The 22200-nt window shown below is 69.0% G+C and carries 11 protein-coding genes; 6 read left to right on the forward strand and 5 right to left on the reverse strand.

Annotated features, from left to right (window positions below; translation table 11 throughout):
• Positions 1 to 188: 188 nt before the first annotated feature.
• The 3 genes from OG804_RS28145 (at position 189) to OG804_RS28155 (ending at position 12516) form a co-directional block, all read left to right on the forward strand.
• Positions 189 to 9500 (forward strand): polyketide synthase, encoded by a 9312-nt coding sequence (locus OG804_RS28145; RefSeq protein WP_328398785.1) that lies wholly within the window; start codon positions 189 to 191, stop codon positions 9498 to 9500.
• Positions 9501 to 9511: 11 nt separating this feature from the next.
• Complete coding sequence (acpS, locus tag OG804_RS28150; protein WP_328391593.1) at positions 9512 to 9949, forward strand: holo-ACP synthase AcpS; 438 nt, start codon at positions 9512 to 9514, stop codon at positions 9947 to 9949.
• Between the two features lie 206 nt (positions 9950 to 10155).
• Complete coding sequence (locus tag OG804_RS28155) at positions 10156 to 12516, forward strand: serine/threonine-protein kinase (RefSeq protein WP_328391595.1); 2361 nt, start codon at positions 10156 to 10158, stop codon at positions 12514 to 12516.
• Between the two features lie 64 nt (positions 12517 to 12580).
• On the opposite strand, the gene OG804_RS28160 is transcribed toward OG804_RS28155, so the two are convergent.
• Entirely contained in the window at positions 12581 to 13201 is a 621-nt protein-coding gene (locus OG804_RS28160) for a TetR/AcrR family transcriptional regulator (protein WP_328398787.1), read from the reverse strand.
• 371 nt (positions 13202 to 13572) lie between these two features.
• Positions 13573 to 14046, reverse strand: a complete 474-nt coding sequence (gene bcp / locus OG804_RS28165; protein ID WP_328391597.1) for a thioredoxin-dependent thiol peroxidase — start codon at positions 14044 to 14046, stop codon at positions 13573 to 13575.
• A 268-nt stretch (positions 14047 to 14314) separates the two neighbouring features.
• On the opposite strand from bcp, the gene OG804_RS28170 reads away from it, so the two are divergent.
• Positions 14315 to 14536: a DUF3618 domain-containing protein gene (locus OG804_RS28170; protein ID WP_328391599.1), complete on the forward strand. Its 222-nt coding sequence runs from the start codon at positions 14315 to 14317 to the stop codon at positions 14534 to 14536.
• 173 nt (positions 14537 to 14709) lie between these two features.
• On the opposite strand, the gene OG804_RS28175 is transcribed toward OG804_RS28170, so the two are convergent.
• The gene (locus tag OG804_RS28175; protein ID WP_328391601.1) at positions 14710 to 15018 is read right to left on the reverse strand and encodes an excalibur calcium-binding domain-containing protein; all 309 of its coding nucleotides are present in this window, start codon (positions 15016 to 15018) and stop codon (positions 14710 to 14712) included.
• A 318-nt stretch (positions 15019 to 15336) separates the two neighbouring features.
• Between OG804_RS28175 and OG804_RS28180 the strand changes: the two genes are divergently transcribed.
• A complete protein-coding gene (locus OG804_RS28180) occupies positions 15337 to 17457 on the forward strand; it encodes an acyltransferase family protein (RefSeq protein WP_328391603.1) in 2121 nt (706 codons plus the stop codon).
• A 114-nt stretch (positions 17458 to 17571) separates the two neighbouring features.
• On the opposite strand, the gene OG804_RS28185 is transcribed toward OG804_RS28180, so the two are convergent.
• Both OG804_RS28185 and OG804_RS28190 read right to left on the reverse strand, forming a co-directional pair.
• Positions 17572 to 17883, reverse strand: a complete 312-nt coding sequence (locus OG804_RS28185) for a hypothetical protein (protein ID WP_328398789.1) — start codon at positions 17881 to 17883, stop codon at positions 17572 to 17574.
• A gap of 885 nt (positions 17884 to 18768) precedes the next feature.
• Positions 18769 to 19410, reverse strand: a complete 642-nt coding sequence (locus OG804_RS28190) for a transglycosylase SLT domain-containing protein (RefSeq protein ID WP_328391605.1) — start codon at positions 19408 to 19410, stop codon at positions 18769 to 18771.
• Between the two features lie 733 nt (positions 19411 to 20143).
• Between OG804_RS28190 and OG804_RS28195 the strand changes: the two genes are divergently transcribed.
• Positions 20144 to 22183: an NADPH-dependent 2,4-dienoyl-CoA reductase gene (locus tag OG804_RS28195; protein WP_328391607.1), complete on the forward strand. Its 2040-nt coding sequence runs from the start codon at positions 20144 to 20146 to the stop codon at positions 22181 to 22183.
• Positions 22184 to 22200 lie beyond the last annotated feature (17 nt).

Genomic DNA, 22200 nt, shown 5'->3' on the forward strand with positions numbered 1-22200 from the left:
GCACTGGCAGGGAAACGTGAGGATTCCCTCATGATTTTGTGTCATTCTCGCTGAGAGCAGGCCGACGGGTGTGGACCGCCCGCGGGCGGACTGGGAGCCGGGGAAGTCTCCGAAGACATGTCGCCACGAGAGAAAGTCGAAGCGTCTTGACGATCAACGAGAGCACTGCGTCCGGTACTGGACACCGGGTGGATGTGGCCGCAGCCGCAGGCAGGACCGTGACCGAGACGAATCGCACACCGTTGCTGGACCGGTTGCGTGAAGGAACCCCCTACGCCCTGGCCTTCGGTGGTCAGGGCGCCAGTTGGCTGGGCGAACTGGCCGAGATCGGCCGCGACGCCGCCCTGGAGCCAGAACTGACCGCGCTGGTCAACGAGGCCGCCGCCCTGCTGGACCCCGTCGCCGACCAGCTCCTGGTCGTGCGCCCGGTGGGCTTCGATCCGGTGGCCTGGATGCTGGAGGACGACCTCGCCGACGACGAGACCGAGACTTCGGACGCGCCGCCGGAACGGGTGCTGCGCTCGGCTGCTGTCTCCATGCCCGGTGTGCTGCTGACTCAGGTCGCCGCCCTGCGGGCGCTGCGCCTGCAGGGACTGGACCCGGCCGAGGTCGCCCCGGTCGCGGTGGTCGGCCATTCACAGGGCCTGCTGGCCGCGGCCGCGGTGCGGGCCGCCGGACAGCGGGACGCGGAGATCCTGGCGATCGCCCAGCTGATCGGCGCGGCGGCCGGACTGGTCGCGCGGCGGCGCGGGCTCATGCCGGTCGGTGAGCGGTCCTCGATGGTCGCGGTCTCCAATGTCGACCCGGACGAACTGCGGGCCGTGCTCGCCGAGGTCTGCGCGGGGGTGGACCCGCTGGCGGCGGCGGTGCTGTCGATCCGCAACGGCCGGCGCCGGGTGGTCCTGTCCGGAACCCCCGACCAGCTGCGCCGGGTGCAGCAGCGATGCGCGCAGCTGCACGCCGAACAGGATCGCGAGCGGGCCGCCAAACAGCGCGGCGGCGCGGTGTTCGCCCCGGTCTTCGAAGACCTCGAGGTGGACGTGGCGTTCCACCACCCGGCGCTCGCCGACACCGTGGACCTCGTCTCCGGCTGGGCCGGTCAGTGCGGGCTCGACGCCGAGCTGGCCGGACGGCTGGCACGCGAGATCCTGGTCGACCCCATCGACTGGGTCGCCACCGTCGACGAGGTGGTGACCACCGGTGCACAGTGGATCCTGGACCTCGGCCCCGGCGACCTGCTGTCCCGGGTGAGCTCCGGCTCCCTCAAGGGCAGCGGCGTCGGCGTGATCGCGGCGGCCACCCGGGCCGGACAGCGCAGTCTGCTGACCCCCGGTGCGGTCCCGGAGGTGGCGCGGCCGTGGGCGGCGTTCGCGCCGCGGCCGGTGCGGCTGCCCAACGGGCGGATCGTGCTGGAGACCGCGTTCACCGAACTCACCGGACGCTCGCCCATCCTGCTGGCGGGAATGACCCCGACCACGGTCGACGCGAAGATCGTCGCGGCCGCGGCCAACGCCGGGCACTGGGCGGAACTGGCCGGCGGCGGCCAGGTGACCGAGCAGATCTTCGCCGAGCGAGTGGCGGAGCTGAAGAAACTGCTGCACCCGGGACGGCAGGTGCAGTTCAATTCGCTGTTCCTGGACCCGTACCTGTGGAAGCTGCAGCTGGGGGGTAAGCGGCTGGTTCAACGGGCACGCGCGGCGGGCGCTCCCTTCGACGGTGTCATCGTCACCGCCGGTATCCCGGAGCTCGAGGAAGCCGTCGCGCTGATCGAGGAACTGACCGAGGTGGGGATCAGCCACGTCGCGTTCAAACCGGGCACGGTCGCGCAGATCCGCGCGGTGCTCCGGATCGCCGACGCGGTGCCGGACTACCCGGTGATCATGCACATCGAGGGTGGTAAGGCCGGTGGGCACCACTCCTGGGAGGACCTGGACGATCTCCTGCTCGAAACCTACGCCGAGCTGCGCACCCACGGGAACGTCGTGGTCTGCGTCGGCGGTGGGATCGGGACCCCGGAGCGGGCCACCGAATACCTGACCGGCACCTGGTCGGCGGCGCACGGTTACCCGGCGATGCCGCTGGACGGCGTGCTGGTGGGGACCGCGGCCATGGCGACCCTGGAGGCGACGACCACGCCCGAGGTCAAACAGTTGCTGGTCGACACCCCCGGCACCCCCGACTGGGTGGGCGCCGGAACCGCGAACGGCGGCATGGCCTCGGGCCGCAGCCAGCTGGGCGCCGATATCCACGAGATCGACAACGCGGCGTCCCGGACCGGCCGGCTGCTCGACGAGGTCGCCGGAGACGCGGACGCGGTGGCGCAGCGGCGCACCGAGATCATCGCCGCGCTGAACGCGACCGCCAAACCGTATTTCGGTGATGTGGCGGCCATGACCTATCTCGCGTGGCTGGAACGCTACGTGGAGCTCGCGATCGGGCAGGGCAGCCGCCAGGACTTCGATTGCGGCACCGACCTCGGCGAGGCGATCGCCGCGGCGACGCAGTCGGCGTGGCTGGACATCAGCTGGCGCGACCGGTTCGCCGAGATGCTGCGCCGGGCCGAGGCCCGGCTGGCGCCGGCCGATCGCGGCGAGATCGAATCCCTGTTCCGTGACGAAGATCTGGAAGATCCCGCCGCCGCCGTCGCGGCACTGCGCGAGCGTTACCCGGCGGCCGCCGAGACCGTGCTGCATCCGGCCGACGTGCCGTTCTTCGTCACGCTGTGCAAGACCCCGGGCAAACCGGTGAACTTCGTCCCCGTGGTCGACCAGGACGTGCGGCGCTGGTGGCGCTCGGATTCGCTGTGGCAGGCGCACGATCCGCGGTACTCGGCCGATCAGGTGTGTGTCATCCCGGGCACCGTCGCGGTCGCCGGGATCACCCGGGTGGACGAGCCCGTCGGTGAACTGCTGGACCGGTTCGAACAGGACGCCGCCTACGCGCTGATGCGCGACGGTGTGGTGCCGGCAGCGGTGGACGCCCGCCGGGTCGCCGCGGTGACCAGCGGGCCGATCGACGTGGTGCTGGCCGCGCCGGACGTGAACTGGTCCGGCCGGACCACCGTGAACCCGGTACACCGGCTCGGCGATCTGCACGAGTGGACCGTGGACGAGAAGGGCGCGGTGCACCCCCCGACCGGAGCCACCCTCGTCGAGACCGAGGGGCCCGAGTCCGAGCACGCCTATGTGGCACTGACCGTCCCGTTGTACGCCGGGCAGGTGGTGCGCATCCGCATCACCGTGCCGGTATCGGTGTACAACGGCGGTGCGCCGGTGGTGACCGAAGCCGACGCCGATACCGCCATGTCCGCGCTGCTGGCCGTGGCCGCCGGGCAGACCCTGCCCGAGGTGAAAGGCTCTGTCGCGCACCTCAACCTGGCCTGGACGCCGGATCTGGTCGCCGACCACGCCGGGGTCACCGGGGCCGGACTGCCCGCGAACCTGAGCACCCTGGGCCGCACGGCGCCGGATGTGCTGGTCGGCGCGTGCTGGCCGGCCGTCTTCGCGGTGCTCGGCGCGGCGCGTACCGGTGCCGACGCCAGCGTCATCGAGGGCATGCTGGACCTGGTGCACCTCGACCATCGGATCGAGTTGCTGCGCGAACTCCCCGACGAGACCAGCATTCTCGTCGTGCGGGCCGAATCCGGCGCGGTCGTCGATACCGACCTCGGCCGGGTGGTCGAGGTTCGGGTCACCGTCGGCGAGATGCGCGACAAGGGTCTGGACGTCGTCTCGCTCGCTCGCCTGACCGAGCGGTTCGCGATCCGCGGCCGTACCGGCGCCGGTGAACTGACCGATCCGCCGCGCGCCGGTGGCACCGTGAGCGCCGACGCGACCGAGACCCCGCGCCGCCGGCGCCGGGACGTGACCATGATCGCCCCCCGGAGCATGGCCGCGTTCGCCTCGGTGTCCGGGGATCACAATCCGATCCACACCAGTGACGCCGCGGCGAAACTGGCCGGCCTGGGCAGCCCGATCGTGCACGGTATGTGGCTGTCGGCCGCCGCGCAGCACGCGGTGTCGGCGGTGGACCCGCAGGCCTCCGCACCGGCGCGGACGCTGACCGCGTGGACCACCCGGTTCCTCGGCATGGTTCGGCCCGGCGCGGATATCGACGTGCGGGTCGAGCGGATCGCGGTCGACGCGGGCGACGAGATCATCGAGGTCTCCTGCCGCGCCGGCGGCGACCTGGTGATGACCGCCACCGGCCGTACCGCCGCGCCGAAGACCGTCTACGCGTTCCCGGGTCAGGGAATCCAGCGCAAGGGCATGGGCCTGGACGCCCGTTCCCGGTCCAAGGCCGCCAAGGCCATCTGGGATCGTGCCGATAAGCACACCCGGGAGGCCCTGGGCTTCTCGATCCTCGCGGTGGTGCGGGACAACCCGACCTACCTGAAGGCGCGCGGCGTCGAGCACCGGCATCCGGACGGCGTCCTGCACCTGACCCAGTTCACCCAGGTCGCGATGGCCACTCTAGGGGTCGCGCAGGTCGCGGAGCTCCGGGAGGCCGGTGCGTTCGTCGAGGGCTCGCTGCTGGCCGGACATTCGGTGGGCGAGTACAACGCGCTCGCGGCTGTCGCCGGGGTGCTGCCGCTGGAAGCCGTGCTCGAGGTGGTGTTCCAGCGCGGTTCGGCCATGCACGAGCTGGTGCCGCGCGACGCGCAGGGTCGCAGTGACTACCGGATGGCGGCGATCCGCCCCTCGCAGATCGGACTGCCCGACGACGAGGTCATCGATTTCGTCGCCGGAATCGGTGCGCAGGCCGGGGAATTCCTGGAAGTGGTGAACCTGAACCTGCGCGGCTCGCAGTACGCCATCGCGGGCACCGTCGCCGGTCTGGAAGCTCTGGAGACCGAGATCGATCGCCGCCGGGCGGAATTCGGCGGCAAGCGGGCCTTCATCCTGGTGCCGGGTATCGATGTGCCGTTCCATTCGACGGTGCTGCGCAAGGGTGTCCCGGAGTTCCGGGGCAAGCTCGAGCAGCTGTTGCCGGAGGAACTGCAGCCCGAGGTGCTGGTGGGCCGGTACATTCCGAACCTCGTGCCCCGGCCGTTCTCGCTGGACCGGGAATTCGTCGCCGAGATCGCCGAGCTGGTGCCCTCGGAGCCCCTCGCCGCCGTGCTCGCCGATTTCGATTCCTGGTCGCAGCGGCCGAGTGAACTGTGCCGTGTGGTGCTCATCGAGCTGCTCGCCTGGCAGTTCGCCAGTCCGGTGCGCTGGATCGAGACCCAGGACCTGTTGTTCGGCGACCTCGCTGTGGAACGGTTCGTGGAGGTCGGGCTGGGCGCCACCCCGACCGTGGCCAACCTGGCGAGCCAGACGCTGAAACTGCCCGATTTCGCCACGGCCACCGTGGAGGTTCTCAATATCGAGCGTGAGGCGTCGGTCGTCTACTCGACCGATACCGATCCCGCCCCCGCGGACGATCCGGTCGAGGAGGTCGCCGAAACGACCGCCGCCGCGGCCGCACCGGCCGCCGCCGCACCCGCCGCGGCGCCCGCCGCCACCGGCGGACCGCGGCCGGACGACATCGCCTTCACCGCCGCCGACGCGACCAGGGTGCTGATCGCACTGTGGACCAAACTCCGTATCGACCAGATCGGCCCGGTCGACACAATCGAGGGCCTGTGCGACGGGGTGTCCTCACGCCGTAACCAGCTGCTGGTCGACCTCGGGTCGGAACTGTCGCTGGGCGCGATCGACGGCGCGGCCGATGCCGATATGGGCGCGCTGTCCGCGACCGTGGAACGCCTCGCCCGCACCTACAAGCCGTTCGGCTCGGTGCTCAGCGACGCGATCAACGATCATCTGCGCAAGGTGTTCGGGCCGTCCGGTAAGCGACCGGCCGCGATCGCCGAGCGTGTGAAGAAGGTCTGGGAACTGGGTGAGGGCTGGGCCAGCCACATCACCGCCGAAGTCTCGCTGGGCACCCGCGAGGGCACCAGTGTGCGCGGCGGCGACCTGGGCGGTCTCGTAGCCGGTGCGCTCACCGACGGCGCGGCCGTGGACGCGGCGGTCGACGCCGCAGTGCAGGCTGTGGCGGCGCGACGCGGTGTGGCGGTGTCGCTGCCCGCGGCCGGCGGATCCGGCGGCGGCACCGTGGACGCCGCGGCGCTGGGCGAGTTCACCGAGCAGATCACCGGTAAGGACGGCGTGCTGGCTTCGGCCGCCCGCCTGGTGCTGGAGCAGCTCGGGCTGAGTGAGCAGGTCTCCGCGCCGGAGCGCACCGACGACGGTCTCGTCGATCTGGTGTCGGCGGAGCTGGGGTCGGATTGGCCGCGGCTGGTCGCCCCCGCGTTCGACGCGCGTAAGGCGGTGCTCATCGACGACCGGTGGGCTACCGCGCGTGAGGACCTGGCCCGGTTGTGGCTGGGCGACGATGCGGTGACCGCGCAACTCCCGGTGACCGGTTTCTTGGGCGCCGGTGAAGCTGTTGCCGCACAGGCTTCCTGGTGGCGGCAGCGCGCGGTGCACGAGGCCCGTTCGGTGCTCGCCGGTCAGTACGAGCGGATCGCCGAGGCGGCCGCGAGCAGCGCGGAGCCGGGTCAGTGGTCCGCCGAGATCGCGGTCGTCACCGGAGCGAGCAAGGGGTCCATCGCCGCCGCGCTCGCCGGTCGTCTGCTCGGCGGGGGTGCGACCGTGGTCGTCACCACCTCGCGTCTCGACGACACCCGGCTCGGCTTCTACCGCGACCTCTACCGCGACAACGCGCGCCACGGCGCCGCGCTGTGGGTGGTTCCGGCCAATATGGCCTCCTACACCGATATCGACGCCCTGATCGACTGGGTGGGTACCGAGCAGGTGGACAACGCCGGTGGCGCCAAGATCAAGACCAAGGACGCGCTGACCCCCACCCTGCTGCTGCCCTTCGCGGCGCCGCGGGTGTCGGGGTACCTCTCCGACGCCGGCGCCCGCGCCGAAATGGAGATGCGGGTGCTGCTGTGGTCGGTCGAGCGGTTGATCGGCGGACTGTCCACGATCGGCGCCGACCACGATGTCGACGCGAAACTTCATGTGCTGCTGCCGGGTTCGCCCAACCGTGGCATGTTCGGCGGTGACGGCGCCTACGGCGAGGCCAAGGCCGCGCTGGACGCGGTGGTCGCGAAGTGGCGTGCCGAGAAGTCGTGGTCGACCCGGGTCACCCTGGTGCACGCGCTGATCGGCTGGGTCCGGGGCACCGGCCTGATGGGCCAGAACGACCCCATGGTCGAGGCAGTCGAGCAGGCCGGGGTGCAGACCTGGTCCACCGGTGAGATCGCCGACGAACTGCTGAAATGGGCGACCGCTCAGGCCCGTGAGGTCACCGCTTCCGGCCCGCAGCAGGTCGATCTGACCGGCGGGCTGGCCGGCGCCGACCTGGATCTGGCCGCGTTGGCCAAGCAGGCGCAGGAGGCCGCGGACGCCGAGGAGGCGACCGACTCCGCGGCGGCCGGCGATGCGCCGCGTATCTCCGCGCTGCCCGCCCCGCCCACGCTGACCTCGGCGCTGCCCGTTCCCGAATGGGGTGCGGTGACCGCCGATCTCGCCGATATGGTCGTCATCGTCGGCGCCGGTGAGCTCGGGCCCTACGGCTCCGCGCGGACCCGGTTCGAGATGGAGGTCTCCGACGAACTGTCGGCCGCAGGCGTGCTGGAACTGGCCTGGACCACCGGCATGGTGACCTGGGAGAACGATCCGAAGCCCGGTTGGTACGACGCCGAGAGCGGGGACCTCGTCCCGGAACACGAACTGGCGGAGCGTTATCACGACGCCGTGGTCGAGAAGTGCGGTATCCGCCGCTACGCCGACGACGGCGCCATGGTCGACAACACCAGCCCGCTGATGACCTCGGTGTTCCTCGATCAGGATCTGTCGTTCACGGTCGGCGGCGAAGCAGAGGCCCGTGCCTTCTACGCCGCGGATCCGGAGCACACGATCATCACCCCGGTCGCCGATTCCGGCGACTGGACCGTGACCCGCCAGGCCGGCACCGAGATCCGGGTCCCGCGCCGGGCGAATCTGTCGCGGACCGTCGGCGGCCAGATCCCGACCGGCTGGGATCCCACGGTGTGGGGTATCTCCGCCGATATGGCGTCCTCGGTGGACCGGGTCGCGCTGTGGAACATCGCCTGCACCGTGGACGCGTTCGTCGGGTCCGGATTCAGCCCCGCGGAGCTGATGAGCTGGGTGCATCCGAGCCTGGTGGCCAACACTCAGGGCACCGGTATGGGCGGTATGTCGTCGATGCGCTCGCTCTACGTCGACAACCTGCTCGGCGAATCGCGGCCCAACGACATCCTGCAGGAAGCCCTGCCCAACGTGGCGCTGGCCCATGTCGTGCAGTCCTACGTCGGCAGTTACGGCGCCATGGTGCATCCGGTGGCGGCGTGTGCGACCGCCGCGGTGTCGGTGGAGGAAGGCGTCGACAAGATCCGGCTCGGGAAGGCCGAGGTCGTGGTGGCCGGTGGCTTCGACGATCTGGGTATCGAGGGCATCGTCGGCTTCGGCGATATGTCGGCGACCGCCGATTCGGCGGCGATGAGCGCCAAGGGCATCAGCGACCGGTACTTCTCCCGCGCCAACGATCGCCGGCGCGGCGGGTTCGTGGAATCGCAGGGCGGCGGCACCGTGCTGCTGGCCCGCGGTGACATCGCGCTCGAACTCGGCTTGCCGGTGCTCGGCGTGGTGGCCTTCGCGCAGTCCTTCGCCGACGGCGTGCACACCTCGATCCCGGCGCCCGGTCTCGGCGCGCTGGGTGCGGGCCGGGGCGGCCGGGAATCCCGGTTCGCCGCGGAGCTGCGCAAACTCGGCGTCGGCGCCGACGATATTGCGGTGATCTCCAAGCACGACACCTCCACCGCGGCCAACGATCCGAACGAGTCCGAACTGCACGAGCGGCTCGCGGCGGCCATCGGCCGGTCCGAGGGCGCTCCGCTGTTCGTGGTCTCGCAGAAGAGCCTCACCGGGCATGCCAAGGGCGGTGCGGCGGCGTTCCAGCTGATCGGCCTGTGCCAGGTGCTGGAGAACGGTGTGCTGCCGCCGAACCGGAGCCTCGACTGCGTGGACGAGAAGATGCGGGAGTACTCGCATCTGGTCTGGCTGCGCGAGGCACTGCGTTTCGGGGATCGTTTCCCGCTCAAGGCGGGTCTGGTGACCTCGCTCGGATTCGGGCACGTCTCCGGTCTGCTGGCGGTGGTACATCCGCAGGCCTTCGTGCAGGCGATCGAACCGGGCCGGCGCGAGGAGTATCAGCGGCGGGCGCAGGAACGTCAGCTGGCGGGCCGGCAGCGTATCGCCGAGGCGATGTGCGGCGGCGCTCCGCTCTACGAGCGTCCGGCCGACCGCCGGCTCGGCGGTGACGGCACTCCGGCGGCGCAGTCGCGCGGACTCGAAGCCGATGTGCTGCTGTCCGAGACCGCACGGCTCGGCGGTGACGGGGTCTACCAGGTCGGTGGAGCCGGTTGCGAGACCGGACAGTTCGTCGGTGGCGGTTCCGATGCCGCCGACGCCGGTACACCGTAGGCTGCGCCACTGTGACGATCCTGGGAATCGGCTTGGACCTGGTGACCATCTCCGAGTTCGCCGAACAACTGCAACGTGCCGGAACCACCATGGTCCGGGAGAGTTTCACCGCGGGTGAACGGCGCTACTGTCAGAGCAAGGCCACCGATCCGGCCCGTAGTTACGCGGCGCGGTGGGCGGCGAAGGAGGCGGTGCTCAAAGCCTGGGCGTCGTCGCGCTTCGCCCGCCGCCCGCAGATCGGGGACAACCCGTACCCGCTGATCGAGGTCGTCAACGACGCCTGGGGCCGGCCGAGCATCAAACTGCACGGCTTGGCCGCGGAGTTCCTGCCGCGCGTCCGGGTGCACCTGTCGCTCACCCACGACGGGGACACCGCGGCCGCGATGGTGGTGCTGGAGGACCCGGGCGAACTCGCCGACCTGATCGAGGGCCGGACGCCGGAGAACTGACGACCGGCAGCGCACCAACCCGGTGCTGCAGAAACCCGCGGCCGCTGGCGACTCGGTCGTGCCGATTCGGCGGGTGGGCCGCCCCCGCGGCCTGCCCGCCGGCTACTGCTCGCCTTCCGCGATCCCGGCCATCGGGCCGCGGAGTTGCCTAGCAGCCCGGAATGCGCTGTCATCGGCTCGACATCGCGTTCGGGGAGGTATTCAGCATGGCCGCATTGGAGCCGGGTTCGGTGTTCGCCGGGTTCACCATCGAACGACTTCTCGGTGCCGGCGGCATGGGGGAGGTGTACGTGGCCCGGCATCCGCGGTTACCTCGCTCCGACGCGGTGAAGGTGCTTGCCGCGCAGTTCACCCGCGACGACTCGTACCGGCGCCGCTTCGAGCGGGAGGCGGATCTCGCCGCGGCTCTGTCGCATCCCGGCATCGTGACCGTGCACGACCGTGGGGAATTCGACGGACGGTTGTGGATCTCTCTGGAACTGGTCGACGGCATCGATCTATCGGCGGCGCTCGTCGGAGCTGCGGGCGGGTTGCCCGCCGCCGACGTGGTCCGGGCGATCTCGGAGATAGCCGACGCGCTCGATTATGCGGGTGCGCGCGGGCTCGTCCACCGAGACGTGAAACCCGCCAACGTCCTGCTCGCCCGGACCGGCCACTACCTGCTGACCGACTTCGGGATAGCCCGGATGGGACCAGAGACCTCCGACCTCACCGGAACGGGTCTGACTATCGGCACCGTCGCCTATGCCTCTCCGGAACAGATGCGGGGACTCCCCGTCGATCCACGATCCGACCAGTATTCATTGGCTGCCACCGCCTTTCATCTCCTCACCGGCGTGCAGCCGTTCACCGGCACCAACGCGGTCGCGGTGATCATGGCTCATGCGCAGCAGCCCGTTCCCAGTGTGCGAGACCGCCGGCCCGATCTCACGCCGCACGTCGATTCGGTCCTCGGCCGCGCGCTGGCGAAGAGCCCGGAGCATCGCTACACCACCAGCAAGGATTTTGCGACCGCGCTCGGTCAGGCTCTGTCCGTGCTCGCGCCTTCCGGGCCACCATCCGCCGGTCGATACGCGGCCACAGTCGTCAACCCGGCAGCGGCCGGCCGTGGACCGCATCATCCGGCACCGCTGATGCCACCTGCTCCGGTGAACACGAGGCCACGAACGACTCGGCGCCGCGGGATCCCTCTCCTCGTCGGAGCCATGGTGGCCACTGCGGCGCTGGTCGTCGGGGTGCTGGGTGTCCGGGCATTCGTCCACGACGCGGGTGCGGAGGAAGCCGCGAAGTTGCCCCGCCGACCCGTGACACCGATTCTGCCGTCGCTCGACAAGCGGCCGGACACCCCGATCTGGACGCTGCCGGCTGCTCCCGGCCCGGCCGGCTCCCAGGTGGAGGAGGTGTCGGCGCTCGGCGGTGATGCCGACACCGTCCTTTTCGGCCGCACAGTCCGGCTGGCCGACGGGAGCACCACCGAATACCTGGACGTGGTCGATGCGAACACCGGCCGGCTCCGGGAGGACACCGAGCCCGTCGCGGTGGACACGTCCGAGCGCAACCTCGACCGCTGTGTCGTCGACGTCGGACGTTCGGCAGCTGCCTGCCACCTCAACGGTGCGTCGGCGCCCAACGATGCCGTCATCGTCGTCGACCTCGCGGCCGGCCGGATTGTCGGCACCTTTCCCGCAGCAGACACCATCGTCGACCTGACCGCCGCAGGTGAGCGTTTCGTATTCGTGGACCGGACACCTCGGACTCTCCTGCCGTCGCTGCGAACGGTCGGTGCCGACGGCCGGGAACTCCCGCCGATCGGCTGGACCGATACCGACCCGAATCCGGTCCGCCCGGACCCGAGCCCCTCGATCGAGGTCTTCGGAGCTGCCCGGCTGGCCGTGGTCAAGACTCCACCGGACCCGTCGGTACCACTGTCGAAGTGGGAGTTACGCGTGATACGGCTCGAGGACGGTAAAGAAGTTTTCCGGCGTGACTCCGTAGCAGAGATTCGTGACCAGGACTGGAACGTCTTCATCGATGGATTCGTCGTCGCCGACGGCGGATCACCGGCCGGGATCTACGACCGGAACGGCACCAGGACAGCGGATCTCCCGGACGGCTGGCGTCCGAGCGAGCACTCGACGACAACGTCGGCGGAGCCGGGACCGGTGGAGACTTCGGTACCCACGGCCGTTCGGGTAGACGGAAACCGGACGACCTACGCGGGGATCAGTCCGCGCAATGGGACTGTCCTGTGGCAGCAGAAGTCATACGGCGCCGACGACAACCCCGAGCAACTTCTGTTGCGCGGCATCGGAAATCTGATCCTCACCTCGGAGTCGGGCCGTGTCGTAGATGCCTATACCGGTGAGTATGTGATCCCCGGACTCGTACCGGAAGGCACCGAGCTCGGTACCGACGGCAGCCGGATCGCCGTCGCCCTCGACTCGGCCCATTCGGGCAGCGCACTCCAGGTATGGAGCGCCGACGGTGAAGTCTGGGATATCACGAGTGAGTACGAACCCGTGGCGGTCGGCGGCAAGCTCTATATCGGGAACCTGAGGCTCTTCTGACCGCATGCGGCGGGCCGAAGGCGTCGACGCGAAACCGAATCGCGTTACGGCCGCCGAGCGTCGATCAGCGTTGGCTGGCCGTGCGGGACTCCTTCTCCGCGACCAGGAGATAGGCGACCATGAGTCGTTTGAGTTCGGCGACCGCGTCGGCGTGGCTCTGTTCGTCCTGCACCGAGAAGTTCATCATCGAATACACCACGTGCACCAGCACCTCGGCCATCATGGTGCGCCGGGCGCGCGGAGTGCGCGGGGTCAGCGGGCGCAGCATCTGCGAGACGACCTCGGCGAACTCCTTCTCGTGGATGGCGCCGGTGGCCCGGGTCGACGGGGTGGACTGCATGGCCAGCCACACCTCGCGACGGGAGGGGTCGGTCATCCACAGACTGGCGAGATGGTCGACGAACTGGTTCATATGGCGCAGCCAGTCCAGCGACGGGATCTCGCCGTGGAAATCGGCCAGCTCCTGGGACACCGCCACCAGATCCTGCCGGTTCAGCTCGCAGACGATCACGTATTTGTTGGCGAAGAACTGGTACAGGGTGCCGATCGGCACTTCCGCGCGGGCGGCGACTTCTTCGCAGGTGAACGATTCGAAACCCACTTCGACCAGCAGTTCGCGCGACGCCTGCAGAAGCGCGTCGAACTTGCGTTTACTGCGTTCCTGGGTCGGCCGCCGACGCGGCATCAGTTCTTGCGGGTCGTCCTGAAGTTCCAGCGCAGGGTCCGGACGCCGTTTGGCCCTGGCCTCCGTCCGTACGTTCACCTGTCCCAGGCTAGCGGTAGGAAGAACCCAGTGGTGCAGAGTGTGGAACTGTGACGGCGAGTCTGTCATGTCTCACCACGGAAATCCCGCCGAACCGGGGCGCGACACCGGCCGAAACGAGTGCCGGGCACCCCGCCGCGGCGGGATCGGTGTCAGTCCCGGGTCCGCCTGCGGAACAGGGCCAGGGCCGCGAGATATCCCGCCGGCGCGATCCCGCCCCACCACTCGACGGCTGCGAGCGGCTGATCGCCTCGTACGAATGACCACCCGGGCCGAGCCCGGGTGGTAGCCGATCAGACCGACAGATCGCGGCGGAGTTTGGCGACATGCCCGGTGGCGCGCACGTTGTACTGCGCCACTTCGATTTTCCCCGCGGCGTCGACGAGGAAGGTGGACCGGATCACGCCGGTCACCTTCTTGCCGTACATGGTCTTCTCGCCGAACGCCCCCCATTCGCCGAGGACCTTGCGATCAGGGTCGGACAGCAACGGGAAGTTCAGCTGTTCGGCGTCGCGGAATTTGGCCAGTTTGGCGGGTTTGTCGGGGGAGATGCCGACGACCTCGAGCCCGGCGGAGTTCAGCTCGCCGAGGCTGTCCCGGAAGTCACAGGCCTGCTTGGTACAGCCGGGAGTGCTCGCAGCGGGGTAGAAGTACACCACGACCTTGCGGCCGCGGTAGTCGGCGAGCGAGACCTCGTTGCCGTCGGCGTCGGGAAGCGTGAAATCGGGCGCCGGATCGCCCGGGGAGAGTCGCTGGTTGTCGGTCACCCTCGCTACCGTATCCGAACCGCCCGGCTCCCGAATCCGGATGCGCGCCCGTGCTCTGCGCCGGCCGCTTCGGCGGGTGAATCGGGAGGCGCCGGCGGCCCGCGGCGATTCCCGCCGCACCCGGCGGCGCGGGGACGATCGGGTAGCGGCCTGGGGGAGCGCGGATACACTCGAGCGCGAACCCCGGCGCGATCCGGTGACCACCGCGGCCCAGGGGTGATCACCGGCCGCCGGAGAACGCGGCAGACCAGTTACAGGAGGCGTGAAGGTGGCAAAGGATACCGAGCGGATCGAGCGGGAGATCGAGGCCGCGCGGGAGCGGTTGGCCAGCACCCTGGACGAGATCGCGGTGCGGGCCGATCCGCAGCGGATCGCCGAGGGGACCAAGCAGCTGGCGCTGGCCAAGGTGAGCGAGCCGAAGGTCAAATACACCCTGATCGGTGTGGGTGCGCTGCTCGCGGGTGCGCTGCTGTTCAAAATTCTGCGCTGATCGGGAAGCGCGTCCGCGCCGGGCTGGTCGTGGGAGCGCGTCCGCGCCGGGGTCGATCGCGACGCGCGGCGGGCTGAGCTCGCGCACACGTTCCGCGCTGGGCTCGAATACAGAACACCCGGTGACAGAGGATCTGTCACCGGGTGTTCGTGTTCGTGCGCAGTTACCGTGGATCAGACGGTGGGGCAAGCGAACCCGTCGCCGTCGGGATCCAGGTGCGGACCGAACCCGGGCTCTCCGCGGAAGATCGGCGCCCGACCCGCGGCGCGCGCTTCGTCACAATTCTTGAAGGCGCCACCGGCGGAACCGGTCTGCGCCAGCTGCGCGGATCCGGTGGCGCCCAGCACGGCGTCGGCAGCGGAGGAACCGGTACCCGCCAGAGAGGGCAGCGGGATCTGGATCGGGCCGGCGCTCGCGGCGGGAGCGGCCAGAAGAGTCAGCCCCGCGGCGGCGGCGCTGACATAGAGCTGGCGTACGTTCATGAATTCCTCTATGTCTGCTGGGGAGTGGATCTGCGTTCGACAAGAGAACGCGCGGCTACCACTGTTGTGAGGGCCGGGTCGATTGTCAACTTGTATGGCCTGGATAAGACATGGGAAATTCGGCGCGCGGTTGGGTACTCCGGTGGTGCTGTGACGCACCGCGCCACAGCGGCGGCGCCCTCGTCCAGTACGGGGAGGTTTCGCCGCAGACAACACATTGTGATAGGGATGCATGCTATGTCCGAGGCTCGTACTCCGCTGCTGTTACTCGACCCATCACGGGCCGGCCGGAGAAAGCGATAGGTCGGGGATAAGCAGTTGTTGCGAATCAAGGAACGCGACCTCGCCGGTGACCCGCCCGCGCCAGAGCCGGTAGCCGCGGCCCGCTCGGCCGACTATCGCCTGGATCTCGACGGTCTCCGCGGTATAGCCATTGCGCTGGTCGTCGCCTTCCACGTCTGGTACGGCAAGGTTTCCGGCGGGGTCGACATCTTCCTGGTGCTCTCGGGCTTCTTCTTCACCGGCATGCTGTTGCGTCAGGTCGAACGGACCGGCGGGGTGGGTCTGCGGCAGACCGCGGTGCGCACCGCGCGCCGGCTGCTCCCCGCGCTCATGGTCGTGCTGGCGCTGGTGGCGGTGGTCACAGTGCTGTCCAGGCCGTACTCGACCTGGGGCAATATGTCCGGCCAGACCATCGCCACCGCCTTCTACTATCAGAACTGGTATCTGGCGCAGTCCGCCGAGAGTTATCTCGCCGCGGACCCTTCGGTCAGCCCACTCCAGCACATGTGGTCGATGGCGGTCCAAGGCCAGTTCTATCTGGCCATCGCGGTACTGCTGGCGGTGGTCGGCTGGGTGTACCGGCGGCTCGGCCGTCCGACGGCCGTGCGGCCGACGGTCGTGGTGCTGGTGCTGGCGCTGGGTACCGGCTCCTTCGTCTACGCCGCTGTGTGGATGACCAAGTCGCAGGAATGGACCTACTACGACAGCGGCGCCCGCGCCTGGGAGCTGCTGACCGGCGCCCTGCTCGCGGCGGTGCTGCCGTGGGTGCGGTTCACCGCGGGCCGGACCGGGCGATTGCTGCTGACGCTGATCGCGTCGCTCGGACTCACAGCGGTACTCGTCTGCGGTCTGCTGTTCGACGGAGCGCGCCAGTTCCCCGGACCGGCCGCCCTGTTCCCGGTGGGGGCCGCGGTGGCGCTGATCGTCGCCGGCATCCCGACCGTGACCGGCTGGCGGTCGGTCGTATCCCGGCTGCTCGCCTCTCGGCCGATGGTCGAACTGGGTTCGATCGCCTATTCCCTGTACCTGTGGCATTGGCCGCTGCTGATCTACTACCTGGTGCAGACCGGGAAACCGCATGCGGGCCTCGGCGGTGGGCTGATGGTCATCAGTGTGTCGCTGGTGCTGGCGGTCCTGACCAACAAGTTCGTCGAGGAGCCCCTGCGGTTGCGGTCGGGCCGCGCGGTCGTGGCGCCGGTGTGGCAACGCCGGATCCCCGGTGTGGCGGTCGGACTGGTCGGGGTGCTGGTGCTCGCCGCCTGCGTCTCGTGGCAGGTGGTGATGGCGCGCACCCCGTCCGAACCGGTCGAAGCGCTACCGGTCAACGAGTATCCGGGTGCCGAAGCCCTGTTCGCCGGTGCGGCGGTCCCGGTGGCGAAACTGCGGCCGTCGATCCTGGAGGCATCCAATGATCTTCCGGCGCCGACCCGCGACGGATGTATCTCCGACTGGTTCAACAAAGAAGTGGTCACCTGCACCTACGGTGATCCGAACGGTTCGCGCACCGTCGCCATGGTCGGGAACTCCCATACCGAGCACTGGATGCCCGCCATGGACGCGCTGGCCCAGGTGCGCGATATCAAGGTCGTCGTCTACTTGAAGATGGGGTGTTCGCTCAATATCCGTGACGACGCGCAATACCGGGGTCTCGATATCTCCGATTGCCGCGACTGGTCCCGCGAAGTGATCGATATGCTCGCCGCCGATCCGCCGGACTGGGTGTTCACCACCGCCACCGCGCCCGTCTGGCCCAGCGGCGGCGACGTGGTGCCCGCCGAGTACCTCGATGTGTGGGCCGCGCTGGCGGAACGGAACCTGAACGTTCTCGCGATCCGCGATACCCCGTGGCTGCGCAGCCCCACCGGGATCCGCTACAGCGCGGTGGACTGCCTGGCCGCCGGTGGCGACAGCGCGACCTGCGGAATGCCGCGTGCGACGGCGCTGGCGCCGGTCAATCCGGCACTGGTGGTCGCGCCGGCGTTCCCCAATATGCGACTGCTGGATCTCACCGACTCGGTGTGCGGACCCGATATCTGCCGGGTGGTCGAGGGAAATGTGCTCGTCTACCACGACGAGCACCATCTCAGTGCGAGCTACGCGCGGACCCTCGCCCCCGAGCTGGAGCGTCAGATCGGCACGGCCACCGGCTGGTGGTGACGGTCGCGGCCGGTGCGCGAGACCCCGCGCACCGGCCGCGCGCAGCGCCATCCGCTTACGCGGGCAGGCCGGTCCGTCGGACGGCGGCCGCTGTCGTGCCCGTGGCGGCCTGGATCACCATGGGGTGACAGGTGGCTTCACCCAGAGCAGTTTCTCGTCGCTGTGCGGCCGCTGCGCCGCCGTGTGCGTGGGATGACGCGTGGCCCACAGGGCCTTCTCGTCCAACAGCTGCGCGACCGACCGCCAAGTCTCCTCGCTACTCGGCGGATTGGCTCCCGCGGCCCGGGCGAGTTTGCGGCGCACCGCCGCCGCCATATCGAGCAGGTCGGCTCCCGAAATATCCCGGTCCCACAGATAACCGGCCAGCTGCCGCGCCTTGGCGGCTCGACCGGCCTCCGCGGCCGGGGAATGCGCGTAATCGGCCATGAGCAAGTGTAAGAGTCTCTCGGAGAAGGAGGTTCGGGCCGTCCGTACAGGCGGCCCGACACCATTGCCCGTGCACTCGGGGCGGTCCCGGAGGAGGCCGTCGGCCCGGCGCGCGGTGGAATACGCGTCGATGCCGCCCAGCGCACTGGACGGCATCGACTGCCCACTTCGTTGTGGAGCACCCACGCCATTGTGGGTGTACGCGGAATCCGTTCGTGGACCGGGGCCGTCGGGCGCTCGCTTCGTTGCGAGGCCGGTCGGGCCTGGTTGAACTGTGCTGGTCCGCAAAGGAGTTCGCGGGCTGTGTTTTTTTGCGCCGCCTGCGGCGGCGCGGGGTTGAGGCCCCCTTGGTCCCGGCGTTCAGCCCTCGAGACTCGAGGCTTCGCCTCATGCGCTTTCGAGGGCTGAACGCCGGGACCAAGGGGGCCTCAACCCTTTGGGGTGCCTCGCTGAACTCGGCTCCGGCGGTTACGTCGGAGATCGAAGTCCGGGCACCCGCTCGACGATCGCTCTGGTAGACCTCTACGGTCTTTCGAGAGTTCGCCTGGCAGATCTCTACGGTCTTTGTGCGAACGCCCGCGGTGCCTTTACCACGTGCCCCAGCGACCGCATCGGTAGTGGCCTCTTCCGCGGATGGTCTACATCCATGGCCTGCCGGCTATGGAGCGAAGGAGCGCAGCGAACTGGGCTGCGGTCCAAAGCCGGGGATCGCCAGGACTTCGTCCCGCGCCTCGATCGCTTCTGCCGATCGGTCGGCTTCCATGGTCGGGGCCCGCCCCGGTTCTGGAGCGACGGAGCGAGGGAGCGCAGCGACTGAGCGGAGGAGTGAAGAACCGGGGTTGACAAGGGCCCCGACCCCGCCCCGCCGGAGGCGGGGCAGAAGTCTCAGTAGGCGCCGAAGACGTTGTCCATGGAGCCGTACTTCTGGAAGGCGTAGTTGCAGGCCGCGGCGATGTTGGAGACCGGGTTCCAGACGTCGAACGCGGTGCCCGGCACGTGGTAGGCGGCGAACGTGGGGTCGATCACCTGGAGCAGGCCCTTGGAGGGGATGCCCAGGAGTGCGTTGGAGTCCCAGTTGTTGATGGCGGCCGGGTCGCCCGAGGACTCGCGCAGGATATTGCGCTTGATCGAGTCGTAGCTGCCGGGGATGCCCTGCTGGGCCATGATGTCCATGGCCTCGTGGATCCAGCCGTCCAGGTTGTTCGGGTAGGCCGGGGCGGGCGCCGGTGCGGGGGCGGGGGCCGGGGCGGCCTCCGGGGCCGGAGCGGGCGCCAGAGCCTCGGGGGCGGGGGCGGGGGCCGGGATCGGCGCGGCTTCCGCGACCGGTGCGGCTACCGCGGCCGCTTCGGGGGCCGCGGCGGCGGGCTGCTGCTCGGCGACCATGGCGACCCGGCTGGGTTCGCTGTCGTCGGCCATGGATACCGCGGAGGACGCGGTGACGGCGACGATGCCGGCCGTGGCGAGGGCGAAGCCCAGGGCTTCGCGTTTGGTGCGGCGGCGCAGGGTGGGGAAACGGTGATTTTGCATGATCGGATTCGGTTCCTTGATCGGTCTCGGGATCCGGCCCGGTTCGGGCAGCACGGATCTACGGCGGCGGCCGGGTGGCTCGCGACCGGAAAACATGGCTGTGCTGTTGTCGGGTTCTTTTGTGTGACACCGAACGCAGGCTGGTTCGGGTCCGGATGGCGCAAGCCACGGTTACCGGGTGGGTTCCCGGTCCGCTGCGCCCGCAGGAACTTCACCGGTGTGGTGAAGTCGAGTGGACTCGGGTTCGGTTATCGCGATACCGTTTGTGGTTGTCGCGCCGGCGAGTTTTTCCGGTTGTTTCCAACCTGGTGTCCACAACTTCGCGGGCTAACCGAACTTCAGGTCGTTCAAGACCGGATCTCAGAATGGTCACAGCAGGTGAACAGAGGGTTAACGCAGCCTGAGAATATCTTAAGTGCGATCTTGAAGTGAGAAATGAACGTGTTGCACCAGCGCGTCGACCTGGGGAAATAGTTCTAAACCTGATGTGGCGCAGGGCGCAAAATTTCTGTTCGATAACGCTGGTTTCGAGTGTTCGTGATGGTTCCGTGATTCGAAAACGGGTGGTCGCGACCCTTCGGCGGGCGTATCGGCCACCCGTCCGTGACCGGCGGTCGGCAGCGGGTCCGCCGGGGGGTGGAATCCCACCGTGGCGGATGGTGTGATGAGGTCCTGCAGGCCCAGCGTCCGGGTCGTCGCCGGGCCCGGACCGATATCGGAAAGAGAGCCCGCGATGGACTCGACGACGAGTTATCCGCAGCTGTTCACCCCGCTCGAAGTAGGGCGCACCACGCTGCGGAACAGGGTGGTCATGGGATCGATGCACACCGGTCTGGAGGACCGGGCATGGGATATGAACCGGTTGGCCGCCTATTTCGCCGAACGCGCGCGCGGCGGGGTCGGCCTGATCATCACCGGCGGTTACGCCCCGAATCGCACCGGCTGGCTGCTGCCGTTCGGCGCGAAACTCACCAACCGGACCGAGGCCTACCGGCACCGGACGATCACTCGCGCGGTGCACGCGGCCGGGGGAAAGATCGCGCTGCAGATCCTGCACGCCGGGCGTTATGCCTACGTTCCCGGCAGCGTATCCGCGTCGTCGATCAAAGCCCCGATCAATCCCTTCCGGCCCCGCGCGTTATCCGACCGTGGAATTCGGCAGACCATTGACGATTACGTCCGCTGCGCCGAACTGGCCTACTTCGCCGGATACGACGGCGTCGAAATAATGGGTGGGGAGGGCTATTTCATCAATCAATTCCTTGCGCCGCGCACGAACAAACGCAAGGATCGCTGGGGCGGATCCGCCGAGAATCGACGTCGACTGGCGGTCGAGATCGTCCGGCGTACACGCGAGACGATCGGCCCGGATTTCTTGATCGTATTCCGTTTGTCGATGGCCGAATTGGTGGAGAACGGGCAGACGTTCGAAGAAATCCTGGCTCTGGCCGTGGAACTCGAGGCCGCTGGGGTGAGCATTCTGAACACCGATATCGGATGGCACGAGGCCCGGGTCCCGACGATCGTCACTTCGGTGCCGCGGGCGGCGTTCGTCGAATTCACCGCGAAGATCACCGCCGCGGTGGGTGTTCCGGTGTGCGCGTCGAACCGGATCAATATGCCGGAGGTCGCCGAGGAGATCCTGACCCGGGGCGACGCCCAGCTGATCTCGATGGCTCGCCCGCTGCTGGCCGATCCGGAATGGGCCGACAAGGCCGCCACCGGCCGCGCCGATGAGATCAACACCTGTATCGCCTGCAATCAGGCCTGCCTCGATCACGCCTTCCGGCACCGGACCGTGTCGTGCCTGCTGAATCCGCGTGCCGGCCGGGAGACCGAGCTCACGCTCCTACCCACCCGCCGAGTGAAGGACATCGCGGTGGTCGGGGCCGGTCCGGCCGGGCTCTCGGCCGCGGTCAATCTGGCCGAGCGCGGGCACCGCGTCGAGCTGTTCGAAGCCCTGGACCGTATCGGCGGCCAGTTCGATATCGCACGCCGCATTCCGGGCAAGGAGGAGTTCCACGAATCGATCCGCTATTTCACCCGCAAGCTCGAACTCACCGGCGTCCAGGTGCACCTGAACACCCGGATCACCGCGCGCGAACTGATCGATCGACGTTACGACGAGGTCGTCCTGGCCACCGGCGTCCGGCCCCGGATTCCCGATATCCCGGGGATCGATCACCCGATGGTGCTGTCCTACGCCGAACTGGTGCGGGAGGAGAAACCGGTGGGCGAGCGGGTCGCGGTGATCGGCGCCGGCGGGATCGGATTCGATGTGAGCGAATATCTGATCGTCGACGGACACCCCACCCTGAAACCGGACGAATGGCGGCAGGAATGGGGCGTAGAGACCGATGACGAGCAAGTGCGGGGCCAGTTGCGGGCCCCGCGTCCGGCGCCGGCGGCCCGTGAAGTCGTTCTGCTGCAGCGCAAGGACACACCGTTCGGGAAGGGACTCGGCAAGACCACGGGCTGGGTGCATCGGGCCGCGCTGAAGGCCAAGGGGGTGGAGCATATCGGGGGCGTGAACTACGAGCGGATCGACGACGAGGGCCTGCACATCAGCTTCGGTCCGGAACACGCGCGGCCCCGGGTGATCCGGATCGACAACGTGATCGTCTGCGCCGGACAGGAATCGGTACGCGATCTCGAATCCGAACTCACCGCCGCGGGTGTCTCGGCGCATCTGATCGGCGGTGCGGAACTGGCCGCTGAACTCGACGCCGAGCGGGCTATCGAACAGGGGACGAGGCTCGCGGCACGGCTGTGAGCTCCGGTGGGTCCGGG

Origin of the sequence: Nocardia sp. NBC_00416 (assembly GCF_036032445.1) — a bacterium.
Taxonomy (GTDB): Bacteria; Actinomycetota; Actinomycetes; order Mycobacteriales; family Mycobacteriaceae; genus Nocardia.